16 protein-coding genes are annotated in these 18,069 nt (G+C 55.3%); 9 read left to right on the top strand and 7 right to left on the bottom strand.

Features of this window, described 5'->3' with window-relative positions; translation table 11 throughout:
- Positions 1 to 200: 200 nt before the first annotated feature.
- A complete protein-coding gene (locus tag NBH12_RS10345; RefSeq protein ID WP_250819459.1) occupies positions 201 to 1,214 on the top strand; it encodes a LacI family DNA-binding transcriptional regulator in 1,014 nt (337 codons plus the stop codon).
- 73 nt (positions 1,215 to 1,287) lie between these two features.
- Here the strand turns inward: NBH12_RS10345 and NBH12_RS10340 are convergent, their stop codons facing one another.
- From NBH12_RS10340 to dnaA, 7 genes are all read right to left on the bottom strand, one after another.
- On the bottom strand, positions 1,288 to 1,839 hold the full coding sequence (locus tag NBH12_RS10340; RefSeq protein ID WP_003833080.1) for a DUF3566 domain-containing protein: 552 nt from the start codon (positions 1,837 to 1,839) through the stop codon (positions 1,288 to 1,290).
- Positions 1,840 to 1,907: 68 nt separating this feature from the next.
- Positions 1,908 to 4,598 carry a DNA gyrase subunit A gene (gyrA, locus tag NBH12_RS10335; RefSeq protein WP_250819458.1) on the bottom strand — a complete coding sequence of 897 codons (2,691 nt, stop codon included), beginning with the start codon at positions 4,596 to 4,598 and terminating at the stop codon, positions 1,908 to 1,910.
- Between the two features lie 174 nt (positions 4,599 to 4,772).
- Positions 4,773 to 6,911, bottom strand: coding sequence for a DNA topoisomerase (ATP-hydrolyzing) subunit B (gyrB, locus tag NBH12_RS10330; protein WP_003827872.1), 2,139 nt, complete (start codon positions 6,909 to 6,911; stop codon positions 4,773 to 4,775).
- A 134-nt stretch (positions 6,912 to 7,045) separates the two neighbouring features.
- On the bottom strand, positions 7,046 to 7,516 hold the full coding sequence (locus tag NBH12_RS10325) for a DciA family protein (RefSeq protein WP_003827871.1): 471 nt from the start codon (positions 7,514 to 7,516) through the stop codon (positions 7,046 to 7,048).
- Positions 7,513 to 8,670, bottom strand: coding sequence for a DNA replication/repair protein RecF (gene recF / locus NBH12_RS10320; RefSeq protein WP_003827870.1), 1,158 nt, complete (start codon positions 8,668 to 8,670; stop codon positions 7,513 to 7,515). Before recF ends, NBH12_RS10325 begins: the two co-directional genes overlap by 4 nt.
- A 24-nt stretch (positions 8,671 to 8,694) precedes the next feature.
- Complete coding sequence (gene dnaN / locus NBH12_RS10315) at positions 8,695 to 9,819, bottom strand: DNA polymerase III subunit beta (RefSeq protein WP_250819457.1); 1,125 nt, start codon at positions 9,817 to 9,819, stop codon at positions 8,695 to 8,697.
- Between the two features lie 575 nt (positions 9,820 to 10,394).
- A complete protein-coding gene (gene dnaA, locus NBH12_RS10310; RefSeq protein ID WP_003827867.1) occupies positions 10,395 to 11,861 on the bottom strand; it encodes a chromosomal replication initiator protein DnaA in 1,467 nt (488 codons plus the stop codon).
- 318 nt (positions 11,862 to 12,179) lie between these two features.
- Here dnaA and rpmH point away from each other — a divergent pair, with 318 nt between their 5' ends.
- The 8 genes from rpmH (at position 12,180) to NBH12_RS10270 (ending at position 17,958) form a co-directional block, all read left to right on the top strand.
- The gene (gene rpmH, locus NBH12_RS10305) at positions 12,180 to 12,314 is read left to right on the top strand and encodes a 50S ribosomal protein L34 (protein ID WP_003827866.1); all 135 of its coding nucleotides are present in this window, start codon (positions 12,180 to 12,182) and stop codon (positions 12,312 to 12,314) included.
- A gap of 31 nt (positions 12,315 to 12,345) precedes the next feature.
- Entirely contained in the window at positions 12,346 to 12,696 is a 351-nt protein-coding gene (rnpA, locus tag NBH12_RS10300) for a ribonuclease P protein component (protein WP_014484450.1), read from the top strand.
- Positions 12,697 to 12,699: 3 nt separating this feature from the next.
- On the top strand, positions 12,700 to 13,017 hold the full coding sequence (gene yidD / locus NBH12_RS10295; RefSeq protein WP_003827864.1) for a membrane protein insertion efficiency factor YidD: 318 nt from the start codon (positions 12,700 to 12,702) through the stop codon (positions 13,015 to 13,017).
- Positions 13,017 to 14,024 carry a membrane protein insertase YidC gene (gene yidC / locus NBH12_RS10290; RefSeq protein ID WP_025263371.1) on the top strand — a complete coding sequence of 336 codons (1,008 nt, stop codon included), beginning with the start codon at positions 13,017 to 13,019 and terminating at the stop codon, positions 14,022 to 14,024. Before yidD ends, yidC begins: the two co-directional genes overlap by 1 nt.
- A gap of 122 nt (positions 14,025 to 14,146) precedes the next feature.
- Entirely contained in the window at positions 14,147 to 14,683 is a 537-nt protein-coding gene (locus tag NBH12_RS10285) for a Jag family protein (RefSeq protein ID WP_015439373.1), read from the top strand.
- 123 nt (positions 14,684 to 14,806) lie between these two features.
- Positions 14,807 to 15,472 carry a 16S rRNA (guanine(527)-N(7))-methyltransferase RsmG gene (gene rsmG, locus NBH12_RS10280; RefSeq protein WP_021648866.1) on the top strand — a complete coding sequence of 222 codons (666 nt, stop codon included), beginning with the start codon at positions 14,807 to 14,809 and terminating at the stop codon, positions 15,470 to 15,472.
- 252 nt (positions 15,473 to 15,724) lie between these two features.
- Positions 15,725 to 16,693, top strand: coding sequence for a ParA family protein (locus tag NBH12_RS10275; protein ID WP_021648865.1), 969 nt, complete (start codon positions 15,725 to 15,727; stop codon positions 16,691 to 16,693).
- Complete coding sequence (locus tag NBH12_RS10270) at positions 16,693 to 17,958, top strand: ParB/RepB/Spo0J family partition protein (RefSeq protein ID WP_021648864.1); 1,266 nt, start codon at positions 16,693 to 16,695, stop codon at positions 17,956 to 17,958. The genes NBH12_RS10275 and NBH12_RS10270 overlap by 1 nt, the downstream gene beginning before the upstream one ends.
- Positions 17,959 to 18,069: the final 111 nt, after the last annotated feature.

Here is an 18,069-nt window from a genome sequence, read left to right as displayed (position 1 = left end):
CACCGCCCGAATGATGCTATTCATTCGAGCGGTGTGTTGTTTTTCCGCCAACTGGCGCACATCTTTGCCGCACTCCGATTGATGTGCGCTACGATAGGTATCAGGTAAACATACATTACCAATTACCTAATGACGGGTAGTAATGCAGGAACAAGTACATAGTACGCAAACGGTGCAGAAAGAACATATCGGGCATACGCATGGTCACTATCAGAGAAATCGCTCAACGGGCCGGATTCTCGCCGGCAACCGTGTCACGCCTGCTCAACGGCGATCCGACGTTCTCCGTCAAAGAAGAGACCCGCCGCAAGATTCTGCAGGTCTGTGAAGAACTCGGTTACGAAACACAGGAAAGGCGACTGGTGGCTCCGCACGATATCGCCGTACTGGACGCCATTCCCAGTGATGAGGAGCTGAGTAACGCCTATTACAGCGAGCTGCGCAGCACCTTGATCGCCACAGCGCAGCAGATGCATATCACCCTGTCGTTCTACACCGATATCAACAAACTCATTGACAACAGCACCCAGTATGACGGCTTCGTATCCATCGGCCCCGAACCGCACTCCTACGAGAGCCTGGAAAGGCTTCATGAAGTACTGCCACATGGTGTGTTCATCGATGTGAACCCAGCCCCGAATCTTTTCAGCTCCGTGCAGCCGGATCTGCTGCAAACCATACTGGACGCCTTGAGCGAAGCCAGAGCCCGCGGCATGACCAGAATCGGATTTATCGGCGGCGAAGGCCGCATGATGGGCACCTACGAGTACCCCGAAGACATCCGTACGATGGCATACCGCGACTGGTGCGAACGCCTTGGCCTGGAAACCGCAGGGCTGATATTTACCGGCGGCCAGGTCAGCGTGGAAACCGGCCGCAAGCACGGCGAAACGATTGTGGCCAAGCTCGGCAGCAATATGCCTGACTGCTTTATCGTGGCCACTGATTCCCTGGCTGTGGGCGTGATTCAGGCCTTTACCAAGGCCGGCATTTTGGTGCCGCGCGATGTCAGCATCATCAGCATCAACAACCAGTCCATCGCCCAGTACATTTCACCGCCGCTGACCACGTATGCCATCGATCAGACGGCATTAGCCAGAAACGCGCTGCTGATGCTTTCCCAGTCGATCAGTTTCAATGATGACATCACCTGCCATACCATGCTCTCGACCAAGCTGGTCGCCCGCGAAAGTTTTGTGCCGGCCGAGCACTAATGACTATGAATATACGAAACTCCCCTCAGTCCATGAATCGGACTGAGGGGAGTTTTGTTGGTATAGCTAAAACTCAGTCATCGCCGAGGGTGACGTGCACGCCACCGACCAGCGAGCTGACCACGTTGTAAATCAACGCAATAATGGTGGCCAGAATGGTGAAAATCACCACTTCGATAATGGAGAAGATGGTCACACCAGACACCACGGTGGTCAGGGACAGCACATTCTTCAGATCAAGACCGCCAGCATCCAAGCCAGTGGAAGAAACAATCTGGGTAATCTGACTGAATACACCAACCAAATCGAGCAGCAGCCAGACGACGGCTGCGGCGACAATCTGGATAATGGCGCCGGCAATCGAAAGCATGAATGTCACCTTGGCCACGGACCAAGCATCCACACGGGTCAGGGATAGGCTCATGCGGCGGGCGCGTGGAGTGCTGCGACGAGCTGCCGGACGAACAGTCTTCGGGCTGCTGGTAACCTCTTCCGGCTCGCTGGAAACAGAACGGGCCTTGCGCGGTGCCTCCCGAACGGGTTCAGGTGTCACCACATCATTCACCGTATTGTCGATATTGGGCTGAATCACCTCGGACTCGTTATTGTCGAACTGATCGTTCATCGTTTCTCCTTAAGAGCCTGCTGGTAGCCTCTGCTGTTAGTGAGGTTACCAGCCTTTCGGGACTCGGCTCACGCCTCGTCCACGTTGTTCACATTCTCACCGGATTGTGCGGTCTCGTTGGACTCGTTCACCGGTTCGGCGGGGGACTGGCCTGCTTCGGCAGTGCCGTTGTCGGCGACCTCCTCTTCGGGGCCATCCTTTTCTTCGTTGCGTGCGATGGAAAGGATTTCGTCGCCCTTATCAGGCTTGGCGAAGGTAACACCCTGGGTGTTGCGCCCGGTGCGCTTGACCTCGTCCACGTTGGAACGAATCACCTTGCCGGACTTCATGATGGCCATGACCTGATCGTCTTCGGACACCACGAGCGCGCCGACCAGAGAGCCGCGGCCTTCGACCAGCTGCACGGCCTTGATGCCCAGGCCGTTACGGCCCTGCAGGCGGTATTCGCTGATGGCCGTACGCTTGGCGAAGCCTTCGTTGGTCACTACGAACAGATCCTTGTCGGAGTCGCCCCATACCACATCCATGGCCAGTAGCTCGTCGCCCTCGCGGAACTTCATGCCCTGCACACCGGCAGTCTGACGACCCATCGGGCGCAGCTGCTCATCGTTGGCCTGGAACTTCAGGCTCATGCCGAGCTTGGAGACCAAGATGATGTCATCCTCGGCGTTGCACAGCGCGGCACCGATCAGCTCGTCGGCATTCTCGCCATTCTCGTCGGCCATCAGGCGCACGGCGATGAGGCCGCCCTGACGCGGGGAGTCGTACTCGGCCAGCGGGGTCTTCTTGACCTTGCCGGAACGGGTGGCGAGCACCAGATACTTGGCCACCTCGTAGTTCGGGATGGACAGCACGGCCTGGATGGACTCGTCGGGCGCGAATTGCAGCAGGTTAGCCACGTGCTGGCCCTTGGAATCACGAGAACCCTCGGGCAGCTCATAGGCCTTGATGCGGTAGACGCGACCCTTGTTCGTGAAGAACAGCAGCCAGTTGTGCGTGGAGGTCAGGAAGAAGTGATCCACCACGTCGTCCTCGCGCAGCTTGGTACCCTTGATGCCCTTGCCGCCACGGTGCTGGGCGCGGTATTCGTCGGCCTTGGTGCGCTTGATGAAGCCGGAGTGGGTCACGGTGACCACCACGTTCTCTTCGGCGATCAGGTCTTCGACGTTCATCTCACCGGAGAACGGCAGGATCTTGGTACGGCGTTCGTCACCGTACTTGCCCACAATCTCGTCGAGTTCGTCACCGATGATCTTGCGTTGGCGTTCCGGCTTGGCAAGAATGTCGATGTAGTCGGCGATCTTGCGCTGCAATTCCTCGTGTTCGGCCACGATCTTGTCGCGGTTCATGCGGGTCAGCGTGCGCAGCTGCATGGCTAGGATGGCATCGGCCTGCACCTGATCGATGTCCAGAAGCTCCATCAAACCGGTACGGGCGGTATCGGTGTCTTCGGAGGCTCGGATCAGGGCGATGACCTCGTCCAGCATGTCGAGAGCCTTGAGGTAGCCCTGCAGGATGTGGTCGCGTTCCTCGGCTTCACGCTTCAGGTATGCGGTACGGCGGGCGATCACGTCGAGCTGGTGGTTCACCCAATGGCGGATGAAGGCGTCCAGGCTCAGCGTGCGCGGCACGCCGTCGACCAGGGCCAGCATGTTGGCACCGAAGGTCTGCTGCAGCTGGGAGTGCTTGTACAGGTTGTTCAGCACCACCTTCGGCACGGCGTCACGCTTCAGCACCAATACGAGGCGCTGGCCTGTACGGCCGGAGGTTTCGTCGCGCATGTCGGCGATGCCCTGAATCTTGCCGTCGCGCACGGCCTCACGAATGGAGACGACCAGACGATCCGGGTTGACCTGGTACGGCAGCTCGGTGACCACCAGGCACATGCGGCCGTTGATCTCCTCAGTGTTGACCACGGCACGCATAGTGATGAGGCCACGGCCGGTGCGGTAGGCCTGTTCGATGCCCTTGTGACCGAGGATGGTGGCGCCGGTGGGGAAGTCCGGTCCCTTGATGATGCGAATCAGGTTTTCCAGCAGCTCTTCGCGGCTGGCGTCCGGATGCTCAAGCGCCCAGTGCACGCCTTCGGCCACCTCGCGCATGTTGTGCGGCGGAATATTGGTGGCCATACCCACGGCGATGCCGGCGGAGCCGTTGACCAGCAGGTTCGGGAAGCGGGCCGGCAATACAGTCGGTTCCTGGGTTTTGCCGTCGTAGTTGGGCACGAAGTCGACGGTGTCCTTGTCGATGTCGCGCACCATTTCCATGGCCAGCGGGGCCATGCGGCATTCGGTGTAACGCATGGCGGCGGCAGGGTCGTCGCCAGGGGAACCGAAGTTACCCTGACCGTCGACGAGCAGGTTGCGCATCGACCAGGACTGGGCCATGCGCACCAAAGTGTTATAGATGGCGGAGTCGCCGTGCGGATGGTATTTACCCATGACGTCGCCGACCACGCGGGAGCACTTGTTGTAGCCGCGGTCGGGGCGATAGCCGCCGTCGTACATCGCGTAGATCACACGGCGGTGCACGGGTTTCATGCCGTCGCGCACGTCCGGCAGAGCACGTTCCACGATGACGGAAAGGGCGTAGGCTAGGTAGGATTCGCGCATCTCCTGCTGCAAATCCTTGCGCTGGATGCGTTCGCCGCTTTCCATCAGACCGTAGTCAGTGGTGTCCGCTTCCTGCGGGCTCAACGGCTCCATCGAGCCATCCGGGGTGAACTGTTCGTCACCGGTGTTGTTTGTTTCGTCTGCCACTTATACCGTTCCTTTAGTCCTATCTGGCTCCCCTCTCTGAGGGGGAGCTGTCAGCAAAGCTGACCGAGGGGAGTCCATGTCGCAGTGACTGCTCCCCTCAGTCTCACTGCGTTCGACAGCTCCCCTCAAAGAGGGGAGCCAAGGAATTGTGTCCTCCGCTTGCGGAGGATTCCTTTACGCGTCGATCCAACGCACGTTCTTGGCGTTGCGCTGGATGAAGAGGCGGCGCGGCTCCACTTCGTCGCCCATCAGCATCGAGAAGGTCTCGTCGGCTGCGGCCGCATCCTCGATGTGTACCTGCTTCAGAATGCGGTGTTCGGGATCCATGGTGGTTTCCCACAGCTCCTGATAGCTCATCTCGCCCAGACCCTTGTAGCGCTGAATGCCTTCGCCCTTGGGCAGCTGGCGACCGTTGGCCTTGCCTTCGGCAAGCACACGGTCACGCTCAGCGTCGGTGTACACGAAGTCGTGCGGACCCTTGGTCCACTTCAAGCGGTACAGCGGCGGCATGGCCACGTACACGTAACCGGCGGTGATCATCGGACGCATGTAGCGGAAGAACAGCGTCAGGTTCAGGGTGGCGATATGCGCACCGTCCACATCGGCATCGGCCATGATGATGACCTTGTGATAGCGCACCTTGGAGATGTCGAAGTCTTCGCCGTAGCCACCACCGACCGCGGTGATCAGCGATTCGATGGTGTCGGACTTCATCATACGGTCCAGGCTGGCACGTTCGGTGTTGAGGATCTTGCCTCGCAGCGGAAGGATGGCCTGTGTGATCGGGTTGCGGCCCTGAATGGCGGAACCGCCTGCGGAATCACCCTCCACGATGAACAGCTCGCACTCTTCCGGGTTGGAGGACTGGCAGTCCTTGAGCTTGTCGGGCATGCCGGCGGACTCGAAGATGGACTTGCGGCGGGTGTTTTCGCGGGCCTTCTTGGCGGCCAGACGGGCGCGGGAGGCTTCGATGGCCTTCTGAATGATGTTCTTGGCCTCGGCAGGGTGGGCGTCGAACCAGTCGCCGAGCTTGTCGGTCATCACGCGCTGCACAAAGGTCTTGGCTTCGGAGTTGCCGAGCTTGGTCTTGGTCTGGCCTTCGAACTGCGGGTTGGTGAGTTTGACGGAGATCACGGCCGTCAGGCCTTCACGCACGTCGTCGCCGGACAGGTTCTCGTCCTTGTCTTTGAGGATGGCCTTGTCACGCGCGTAACGGTTGACCAGCGAGGTCAGTGCCGCACGGAAGCCCTCCTCGTGGGTGCCGCCTTCAGTGGTGGAAATCGTGTTCGCAAAGGTGTGCACAGCCTCGGAGTAGGCGGTAGTCCACTGCATGGCGAGTTCAGCGGAAATGCCGAGCTTGAGGTCTTCGGCCTCGAAGCTGATGACATCCTCTTCCACCGGTGTGGCCTTGCGCACCTTGACCAGGTAGTCGACGTAATCCTTGATGCCGTTGAGGTACTGGTAGGTGACGGTTTGGTGCTTCTCACCGGGCTCGCCTTCGGCGTCGCCGGCCACTTCGTCGCCGGCCTGGTCAGTGACGCGTTCGTCGGTCAGGCTAAGCTTCAGGCCCTTGTTCAGGAAGGCCATCTGTTGGAAGCGGGAACGCAACGTCTCGAAATCATAGATGGTGGTTTCAAAGATCTTCGGGTCGGCCCAGAAGGTCACGGATGTACCGGTGGATTCGTCCTCGGCCATCGGCTCGCCCTGTTTCAGCGGCGCAACCGGATGTTGGTCGACATAAGTCTGGGTCCAGTGGAAGCCCTGACGGCGCACTTCGATGTCCACGTGAGTGGACAGGGCGTTCACCACGGAGATGCCCACGCCGTGCAGACCGCCGGACACCGCGTAGCCGCCGCCACCAAACTTGCCGCCGGCGTGCAGCTTGGTCATCACGGTTTCAACACCGGAGACGCCTTCGCCAGGAACCTCATCAACCGGAATGCCTCGGCCATCGTCCACCACGCGGATACCGTTGTCCGGCAGGATAGTGACTTCAATATGGCTGGCATATCCAGCCAGCGCCTCATCGACCGAGTTATCGACGATTTCGTAGACCAAGTGGTGCAAACCACGCGGACCGGTGGAGCCGATGTACATACCTGGACGGATACGCACGGCTTCAAGACCTTCAAGCACTCGAAGGTCAGAGGCCTCATAATGCTCGGGAGCCATGGATTCGTCAAGCTCGCCTTCGGTCAATTCCGCATTGTTGATGCGTTCCGCAGCCGCCTTCAGCTGCTCCTCTTTGCTGGTTTCTTCTGCCAACAGGCTTCCTTCCGTGACTACGGGGTCAACCTCTGTAATGAAGGTCATTTGCAGAGGCGATATGGCTTATGAGGCCCGTAAAGGGCTCTTCCAGCCATTTGACCATATTGCATGTGATTCTACTCGTCTACTACGACGAGCGCCATAGCGGGGCTTCTACGAATTTCCCCTATTCTAGGGTGTTATCGACGCCGGGCCCATTTCCGGCTGTATCCGACCGCCGGACCGGTGACTCTGATTTCGTTGATGGTCAGTCCTTTGAGATTCCTGCGAATGGTATCGGTCAGTTGCGGAATCAAATAGGTCAGTTGAGTGGCCCACACTGTGGATTCGGCACGAATAGTCAAGACTCCATCGGTGAAATCAGCGACTGCCGAATGATTGGCGATTGCCTCGCCTACCACCTGATCCCAATGGTTGCGCAATTGCGCCAATTTCATGTTCGCAGCCCATACGCCACCGCCTGCGATTGAGCTCATCACGCTGCCCAACTCGGCCGGATCACGGCCGGGCTTGCCGAAGTTCTCAAAGGCTTCCTCGCGTCTGCGGCGTCGGTCTTTCAGTATCGCCCCGCGGTGAGAGAGACGTTCAAATATTTCTGCGGGTAGTTTGGTTTCGTCCACATGCAGCTGACAGGCAATGGGAGGCTTCATGATTGTGTCTCGCTCCCGCCCCCAGACTGCGCGGCGGATGGCATCAATTGCGCAATATCAAGCACATTGTCCGATTCATGCGTGGGCACATCGCCTTCTGACGCCACGGTGATAAGCACCTGATCTTGCCGGCGCGCAAAATCCAGAATCTGGGTACGACGGTTGTCGTCAAGCTGGGCGAACACATCATCAAGGATAACGATGGGCTTAAGGCCCAATCTCTGGCGTATCACTTGGAATAGCGCCATTTTCAAGGCCAGCGCCATGGTCCACATCTCGCCGTTCGAGGCGAATTCGCGGGCTGGCATATCAGCAAGATTCAGGGTCAAATCGTCACGTTGAGGGCCGATAAGATTGACGCCTCGAGCCACTTCTCCAGGGTAGATGCGCTGGAAATGTTCACTGATGCTCAATCGTGGATCGTCTTGCATCAGCACTTCGTCAAATGACGGCGCATACGTCAGGCTGACGGTGTCATCGTTGCCAGTCAACTCAGCGTACAGCGCGGCAAACGGCTCAGCCAGCAAGTCGATGACTCTCGCACGCATACGGGTCAGTTCCACACCCGCTTCGATAAACTGTCCGGTCCATATTTCCAAACCGCTTAATACGGCATCCACCGGTTGCCCAGTATTCGCGCTGGCGCCAAGCTGCTTCAGCAATGTGGCGCGCTGCTTGCCGATGCGTGTGAATTGATGCAACGACTGCATATAGCCGGGTTCCAGCAGGGCTCCGGCTTGGTTGAGCAACGTTCGCCGGGCACCAGGATCACCCGATACCAATCTCTGGTCTTCAGGAGTAAACGAAACGCTGGGAATGCGGCCGATGATATCGCGTAAATAGAGCGAGGTTCCTGAATTGATGCGTGCCCGATTCGCGCCGCGAGCATGAATCGATGCCTCATACGTGGTGCTTTGCCCATCGTCGTCTACTACGTTGGCGCGAATAGTGGCAGTGGTTTGGCCGCGTTCGATAAGCGGCAGCATGCTGGAGGCACGATGACTAGCTCCGGTGGAGAGCACTTCAACGGCCTCCACCAGATTGGTTTTGCCCAAGCCGTTCTTGCCGACCAGGATATTGACTCCTGGTACGAAATCGACCACTACCTGGCTCCATGAGCGGTAGTGGTCGAGTGCAAGACGGGAGATATGCATGTGCAGTATGTGAGAGATTCTGCGTCAGCTGTTAAAGCGCATCGGCACCAGCAGGTAGCGGTAGTCCATCGATTCATCGGAATCGGCTTCCTGCTGCCCGTTGAATTCCACCGGCTTGACCGGCGTGGTCATCTTGATGCGTACAAACGGCTCGGCAATCGCGGACAAACCTTCCTTGAGGTAGGACGGGTTGAATGCCACGGTGATTTCGTCGCCATCCATATCGATATCGAGTGTTTCATTGGCTTGCGCTTCGTCGGCGGAACCGGCGGACAAGGCGAGCTCCTGGCCGGTGAACATCATGCGGATCGGGGCGTTGCGCTCGGCGACTAGAGCCACACGGCTAATGGCGTCAAGCAGATCTTGCTTGTTCACTACGGCCTGAATCGGGTATTCATCGGCGAACAAGCGGTCGACAGCCGGGAACTCACCGTCGATGAGCTGCGAAGTGGATACGCGACCGGCATTTTCAAAACCGAGCAACGTGGGGTTATCGGCATCGAAATCAAGGCGGATGTTCTGGTGTTCGTCCAGAGAACGAGCCACGTCCTTGAGCAAAGAGCCACGCACTAGGGTGATGGTGTCCACGCTGGCGTCTTGCGGGGTCCAGGTGAACGTGGCACGAGCCAAACGGAAGCGGTCGGTGGAGGTCATGATGACTTTGTCGTCCTGGAACTGCATGCGCACGCCGGTCAGTACCGGACGGTTTTCTTCGCGGGAGACGGCGACGGATGCCTGGTTCACGGCTTGGACGAAAGTTTGGGCATCAACTTGGCCGAGCATAGGCGGCACAACCGGCAAATCAGGGTATTCGGCATCGGGCATGAGCTGCAACGTGAACTTCGACTTGCCAGAGATGATGGTTAGCGTGGAGCCATCGGTGGTCAGGTAGGTTTTTTCGGAACGCAGCGACTTGGTGATATCAGCCAGAAGCTTGCCCAGAACCAGAGCGGAACCGGCTTCATCAACACCAGCTTCGATGTGGTGACGAGCGGAAATCTCGTAATTGAATGCAGAGAACTGCAGGGTGCCGTCAATGGCTTCAAGTTTTACGCCAGCGAGAATTGGGTTGGAGGGACGAGCGTCAATGACGCGGGAGGTCCAGGCCACGGCATCAGCCAATGCGGCGGTATCGATTTCGACTTTCATGTCAGGTTGTTCCCTTCGTCGGTTTTGCTGAAGAACATTCTAGCGGTTGGTTGGTTCTTTTGCTTGCGTGCTTGATGCGGCCGATTATCACCATGACGGTGATCTTATGTATGCAAGTAAGTAATCGTCGTAATAAGTGCGGTGGATAGTGTGGATAAGTGGATGGAGGGCTACTGCGGTAACGGCTTATCCACTGGGGAGTGTTGTGGATAACTTCTGTATAGCGTGTGGATAAATAGGCGACTTATCCACAGGAAAAAGTCAATTGTTAAGTTTTCCACACAGAAGACCATGTTATGCACCAATTTTCCACCGAAAAATAGTGGGTAATCCACGAGTTATCCGCCGAGTTTGCCCACATTTGTGAACAACTATGTGGATAACTTTCATGATTATTGAGTCTTTGCACGGCGTGTTGAACATGATTATCGGCGAGGAGAATCGATTCTGAGGACGGTTTTCGGCACTTTTTCTGGCTCGGTTTGAAAAAGTGCCAAAATCGGTCTTCAGGAACGATTCTCTCGGATATGCGCAGATATAAAAAATGGCTCCCGTAAAGGAAGCCATAGGCATACTCAGTCTGCGTTCTGCTTCAAACGCACAGTCAGTTCCATAACGTAGTTATAGATTTCCTGTTTCTGCTGCATTTTGTCGCCAATACGGGTGCAAGCATGCATTACCGTAGTGTGATCGCGACCTCCAAACACCTCGCCGATATCCATCAGGCTCATGCTGGTCATCTCGCGAGCGAGATACATGGCTATCTGTCGGGGAATCACCACGTTCTTGGTACGTGATGAGCCGACGATATCCTCAAACGTCAAGTGGAAGTACTTTGCCACTTGACCGATGATGTCGGTGGGCTTGATTTCCACATCGGTGGTAAAGAAGTCTTGAAGCGTTTGCTCCGCCAAAGCGCGGGTCACCGGCTGGTTGCTCAGCGAGGCAACGGCGGTGACGCGGGTCAGCGCGCCTTCCAATTCACGTATATTCTCCGTGAAACGTTCGGCAATAAGATCCAGAACGTCATTGGGAATCTTCGATCCGTTCATTGCGGCAATCATGCGCAGAATGGCGATACGTGTCTCCAAATCCGGCGGCTTGACATCCACGGTCAGGCCGGATTCAAAGCGGGAAATCAGTCGAGCCTCAAAACCTTTCAGGTTTTTTGGAGCCACATCAGACGCAATGACAATGCGTTTATTCGCTTGATGCAGCGAATTGAACGTATGGAAGAACTGATCCAGAGTGGCTTCCTTGCCGCCTAGGAACTGAATATCATCAATAAGCAGCACATCTACCTGGCGATATCGGCGGTTGAATTCCGCTATCTGGCCTTGACTCTGATTGGTATTTTGCAGAGCGTCAATAAAGTCGTTGGTGAATTCCTCGGAAGTGACGTATCGAACCTTCAGGCCGGGATCCTTTACCAAGGCGTAATTGCCGATGGCGTTGAGCAAATGTGTTTTGCCCAAACCGGAACCGCCATAAATACACAACGGATTGAAATCCTGGCCTGATCCCTCTGCCACAGCCAATGCAACAGTTCGCGCGAAGCGATTAGAGTCACCGGGAACAAACGAATCGAAAGTGAAACTCTTATTGAGATGAGTTTCCGGATCGCGATTCATTTTTTGCTGCGGCACAGAGAACTGCTGTTCAACAGCAGGAATCACAGGTTCCGGCGCGCCATACGGTTCCTTGCCGAAATCAGTGAGAGTCGGCGAAGCATTCGTTGGATAAGGGGAGACCGGTTGCGGTTCACTGCGCGGCACTACTTTGAACGCGGGGAACATGTTCTCACCGGTTGCGGTGTGCAGTGCTTGCAACAATGATTCGTTGAGATTGCCTTGAATGGCCTGCAGTGTGTCATTGTTATCCACACACAGCACGATGGTTGAGCCGAACACACCTTCAGGAACTATTCCCTCAAGCCATCCCTTCTCTCGTGCGGTCAGAGTGCTGTTGCGCTTAAGAAGGGTAAGTGTGTTTGACCAAATATGGGCAGCTTCGATTGTGGGGTCACCGGAAACATCAACCATGGTCGGCCCCTTCTGAACTACTCAACGAATGAATTACGTAGATAATGTTTACTCCGATGTGAGGAAGTTATCCACCGAGTCGCGTGTTGGAATTGCTCAAATGTGAATAACATACATGTAATTTGTGGATAACTTTTGGGGTGAGATGGTTGAGTTTATGCCGATTCAAAGAGGTGAGCCGAGATTTCCTCGACGTGTCGAAATGTGAAAACTCTTGACGTATTTTGACTTGAGGGTAGGGGTCAGAGTAGGTTGGTATAGCTTGACTCACGTGAGGGCAGCGCGAAGCGTTGCCAAATAGACCTAGGAGCAATTGATATGAAGAGGACGTTCCAGCCGAACAACCGTCGTCGTCACATGAAGCACGGTTTCCGTGTGCGTATGCGCACTCGTTCCGGTCGCGCGCTGATTAACCGTCGCCGCGCCAAGGGCCGCAAGAGCCTGTCCGCCTGATCCCTCGGATCAGTTCCTCGAGGCTGTCGAGGTGGAGCGGCTGCAAAGCCATCGTGATTTCGTTGCCGTACTTAAACGCCGGCGCAAAGTGGGTGGCAAAGACATCATTGTGCATTACCTGATGCGTAATGATCATCAACCTGATGATCGGACGACGTATCGTCGTCTGGGTTTGGCTGTCTCCAAATCGGTGGGCAATGCGGTTACCCGTAATACGGTGAAGCGCAGGTTCAGGGTTCTGGCTAAGGCTCATGAAGAGAGCCTGCCGCCTTACTGCGATATCGTGGTGCGCGCAAAACCAAGTGCGGCATCCGCATCGTTCTCATCGTTGGATGAGCAGTTTGCCACTGGCTTTGCCAAAGTGGCTCGTAAGGCGGAATGACACATGTCTACTTCCATCAGGGCGGTAATGATTCGTGGTGTACGTTGGTACCAGCGTCACATTTCTGCGAACCGACCGCCCTGTTGCAAGTATTACCCAACATGTTCAAACTATGCCATTGAGGCTTTTGAACGGTATGGCGCTTGCAAAGGCGGAGTGCTTGCCGTATTGCGATTGCTTCGTTGCAGGCCGTGGAGCCGTGGGGGAATTGACGACGTGCCGCAACGTTATTCCATTTTTTATCGATTTTCGTGGTCGAAGGCTCATGAGGAGCCTCGACTGACGCCATTGGCCACAACCCAAAGAGAGGCCCAACGATGATCAATCAAAACCAATTCCTGCTGGATAGCGGGTTCTGGGGATTCCTGTACAAGATTCTGACCCCTGTTGAGTGGCTGCAGACTTGGATCATGAAGATCGTGCATGACTTCTTTGTCATGTTGGGCATGAGCCCGGTCGGCGTCTCCTGGATTCTTGCCATTATCATCCTAGTGCTGGTGGTGCAGGCGTGTATCTTCCCGCTGTTCTACAAGCAGATAAAGTCGATGCGCAAGATGCAGGCATTGGCTCCGAAGATGCAGCGCATTCAGAACAAGTACAAGGGCAAGACGGATCAGGCTTCCAAGGAAGCCATGAGTCGTGAGACCATGAAACTATACCAGGACAATAACGTCAATCCGGCAGGTTCCTGCCTGCCGATGCTCATTCAGGGCCCGGTGTTCATGTCCATGTTCTACACGCTGTCCGCCATTCCATACATCGCCAACGGCAAGCGAGATCCGCTCGGTGCCTTTGATGTGGCCACCGCCAAGCAGTTCACCCAGACCGATGTGTTCGGCATTGTCAGTGTGACCGATAACTTCACCCGTGCAGCTACTGCCGGCAAGGTGGTCATCGGTGTCTTTGTGTTCCTGATGTGCTTCTGCTTGTGGCTCATGCAGTACATCAACATGAAGCGCAACATGGCAGCTGCTTCGATGAACAAGCAGACCGAGACCATGCAGAAGGCCATGCTGTGGCTCTTCCCGGTGATGTACATCTTCTCGGGTGCTTCCTTCCCGTTCGCCGTGTTGGTGTACTGGCTGACCAACAACGTTTGCAACTTGTGCCGTACGCTGTGGCAGGTGTATTGCTTCCCGACTCCAGGTTCTCCTGCCGCAGAAGATAAGGAAAAGCGTGACCATCGCAACGAGAATGCTCGTCGTGAAAAGGCCGGTCTTCCTTCCCTTGAAGAGGAGGCTTTGGCTAAGGCTAAGGAAGAAGCCGCGCGTAAGGCGAACCAAGGATTCCAGAGGCAACAGCCGGTTCGTAAGCGCAGAAAGAAATAATGAGGACGGGGGCGTGTCCGATGTTTCACGTGAAACATCGGACACGCCCCGACACTAACCAATCCTGTTCGGGGGAGCAGGGCTTAGACTTGAGAATCAGACCTGACATGAAGGAGTAGCGTATGGCACAGGATGACGTGAAGTCGATTGATCAGCTCAACGAAGAGGCTGACATCGCTGCCGATTACCTTGAAGGCTTGCTGGATATCGCCGACTATGAGGGCGATATCGAAATGGGTGTTCGTAACAACCGCCCAACTGTTCAGATCGTCGCTGATGACGATACAGACATCAAACATCTGATTGGTCGCAATGGCGAAGTGGTTGATGCGTTGCAGCAGCTTACTCGTCTGGCTGTGCAGCAGAAGACCGGCGAACGTTCCCACCTGATTGTGGACGTGGATGGTTTCCTGAAGCGTAAGCGCCAGCACCTGCGCGATGTGGCTCTCGATGCTATTGATGCCGTTAAAGAGAGCGGCGAACCGATGGATCTGAAGCCGATGAATTCCTTTGAGCGTAAAGTCGTTCATGACGTGGTGCGTGATGAAGGTCTGAAGTCTCGCTCCCATGGTGAAGAACCGCATCGTTATGTGACTGTATATCTTCGTAACAAGAACGAAGATAACGTCGAAGAAGAAGAGGTCGACGATCAGGAGTGAGTATACACCTGCACCACAAAGGTATATGCTGAAGTTTTCTGTGCGGTGATATGTGAGGCGTCGTTATAAGCGGCGCCTCAAGTTATGCCACATGTTTCACGTGAAACATAGGAGGGGACTGTCATGGTGGATGAGTTACAGGAATCGCCGGTGCTGGCCCGTGTATTGGGGGATGCTTTACCCCGATTAGAGAGATTCCATGACAAGCTCTCCCAAGAGGGAGAACCTCGCGGCTTGATTGGACCTCGTGATGTGGACATTATTTGGGAACGTCACATTCTCAATTCCGCAGCGGTAGTTCCTTATGTGCGCAAGGCCACAGATGGAGCTCGTTTTAGAACCGTTGCTGACGTTGGCAGTGGTGGAGGTTTCCCTGGGCTGGTGACGGCGTGTTGCTTGCCGGAGTGCAGTTTTACGCTGATTGAACCGATGGAACGCCGTGTTGAATGGCTTGCCGAGTGCGTTGATCTGATGGGGTTGAAGAATGTATCTATTATCCGTGGTCGTTCCGATGAAGTGATCAATAGGGTTCGCAAGCGCGAGATGCATCCTTTTGCAGTGGTGACCTGCCGTGCAGTGGCACCGATGACCAAGCTTTCTGGATGGACATTGCCTCTGCTGAAACCCACCGGTCGGCTTATTGCGCTCAAGGGTCGTTCGGCACAAGCGGAACTGGACAAAGCCAGTGGACAGATTTCACGCTATGGTGGCCGTCGTCCCCGAGTGGTGGAAGCGGAGGTCGGTCCAGGTCTGGAACCGACACATGTGGTAATTGTTGACAAACGTTGATGATGGTACCGATGTTGAAGTTATCCACATTTGTACTTCATGAATTGAGTTATCCACAACTCTATCCCCTATGGTGGGTATCGGTGAAAACCGTTGAAAAACCTCACTTTTGCGATGGTGGATTGTAGATGTGACCGTTGTGATTATCCACTTGTCCACACTTATCCACAATAGGGGATAGGGGATGTGGATAACACAAATCATGTCCATACGAATAGGAACACTGGAACGTACATTGAATAAGGAGGAACGATGACAGCAGACGATCATCATGACACAATGATGGAATCGCCTTCCGAAACCCTCCGTCGTATTTTTGATGGGCAGAGTTCTGCGCTGGGTAGTCAGATGGCCGACGAAAGCTCCCGATATGACGCTTTGACCCATGCCTCCTTTCCCAAGCCGAGACGGACACGCTTGATCGCCGTGGCCAATCAGAAAGGCGGCGTCGGTAAGACCACGTCGACGGTAAACCTTGCCGCAGCGCTGGCTCAGCACGGAGCGCATGTGTTGGTCATTGATATGGATCCCCAGGGCAATGCGTCAACGGCATTTGCTGTTTCACATTCTTCAGGAGATAGGTCGATTTATGATGTAATTGAAGGGCGAGCGGAAATCGCGGATGTCATCACGACAAGCGCTGATTTTTCTTCGCTCGATGTGGTTCCTGCGTCCATCGATTTGAGCGGTGCCGAACTTGAAGTGGCGGACTTACCGAATCGTAACACGTTGCTGAAAGAAGCGCTCGATCGTTTTCTGGAACAGACAGATACCGCGTACGATTACGTGTTCATCGATTGTCCTCCGAGCTTGGGTTTGCTGGTAATTAACGCCATGTGCGCGGTCACTGAGATGTTGATCCCCATTCAAGCCGAATACTATGCGTTGGAGGGATTGGGCCAGCTGATCAACACCATCGGCCTGGTGCAGCAGCATTTCAATCCGGTTCTGCTGGTCTCCACCATGCTGGTCACGATGTTCGACCGCCGTACACTGTTAAGCCGTGAGGTTTATGGTGAGGTCAAGTCCCATTACCCCAATATTGTCCTGGATACCACCGTTCCCCGATCGGTGAAGATATCGGAAGCTCCGAGCTTTTCACAGCCTGTTATTGCCTATGATCCCCGCGGCATAGGTGCCATAGCATATGGCGAAGCGGCATTGGAAATCGCTCGACGTTCACAGCATGTGCTTGAAGCCATTGATGCGAGGAGGAAGTAATGGCAACCAAATCACGACTCGGTAAAGGACTTGGCGCGTTATTCCCTGCATTGCCAGGGGAGGAGGATCCCGCGGAGCTCGCGAAGGCACCAGATGAAGCGGTGAAGCCTAAGTCCAAGACCGCAACGACTCCATCACAGCCCAAGAAGGGAGCTGCTGTCAAGAAAACTGGTGGCAAGCGAGCGGCCATGCCCGCGTTGGACGATATCGCACATCCGAGTGACCTATTCTTCGGCAGTGACGATAAGCCAACCACTCGAGCCGCAACGAAATCATCGAACAATGTTTCACGTGAAACACCGAAGAACAAGCATGCGGCTGAGGATAAGGCCAACAAACAAGAGGCTCCAGAGGAACTGAAGCCCGTTGAAGGCGGCTATCTCGCTGAACTCAGCTTGCAGGAAATCGGCCCTAATGCGCATCAGCCGCGTACGATTTTCGACGAAGACGAACTCAATGAGCTTGCCGCTTCCATCAAAGAAGTGGGTGTATTGCAGCCCATCGTGGTGCGTCGTCGTCCCAGTGAGCAGATTGCCGAGGCCAAACAAGCACAGCCCGGCGAGCAGTCTTCAACGAACCCGTTCACTGGCCATCTGGACAGCCCCTATGAACTGATCATGGGCGAACGCCGCTGGCGCGCTTCTCAGCTGGCTGGATTGACCACGATTCCAGCCATCGTGAAAACCACCACGGACGACGATATGCTCCGTGATGCCTTGCTGGAGAATTTGCATCGTGTGGCATTGAATCCTCTGGAAGAAGCAGCTGCATATCAGCAGATGATTAAGGAGTTTGGTCTGACTCAAGCGCAGCTGTCGAAATCGATTTCGAAGTCACGTCCTCAGATTGCTAACACGCTTCGTTTGTTGAACCTGCCGGCAACAGTACAGAAAAAAGTGGCCGCTGGCGTGCTCTCGTCCGGCCATGCGCGTGCTTTGCTGGGTCTGAGCGGTCCAGAAGCGATGGATAAGCTGGCATCTCGCATCATCGCGGAAGGATTGTCGGTTCGCAGTACGGAAGAAATCGTGGCTATGGCCGTTGCTTCGGGAGAGCAGCCTAAGAAGCCGAAGACTTCAAAGACTAATCCATGGATGGGATCCGCCGTTCAGCAGAGCCTGGAAAATCATTTTGATACCAAGGTCTCCATCAAGGGCAGCGCCAAACATGGCCGTATTGAAATCGTATTCTCGTCCCCTGAAGATATGGACCGCATCCTGCAGTTGCTGGTGCCCAATCAGTCCAGCACCGACGGCAAGTGGGTGTGAGATAAAACGGTTGTAAGGCATCACGTCTGATATATCAGATATACACAATGGCGCAGTACGAATTCATCTGTACTGCGCCATTGTGTATATCTGATTACTGAGTAATGCTCT

Origin of the sequence: Bifidobacterium sp. M3-N-101, from assembly GCF_023656805.1 — a bacterium.
Lineage (GTDB): Bacteria > Actinomycetota > Actinomycetes > Actinomycetales > Bifidobacteriaceae > Bifidobacterium > Bifidobacterium breve.
This window is presented reverse-complemented; position numbering and strand designations above follow the sequence as displayed.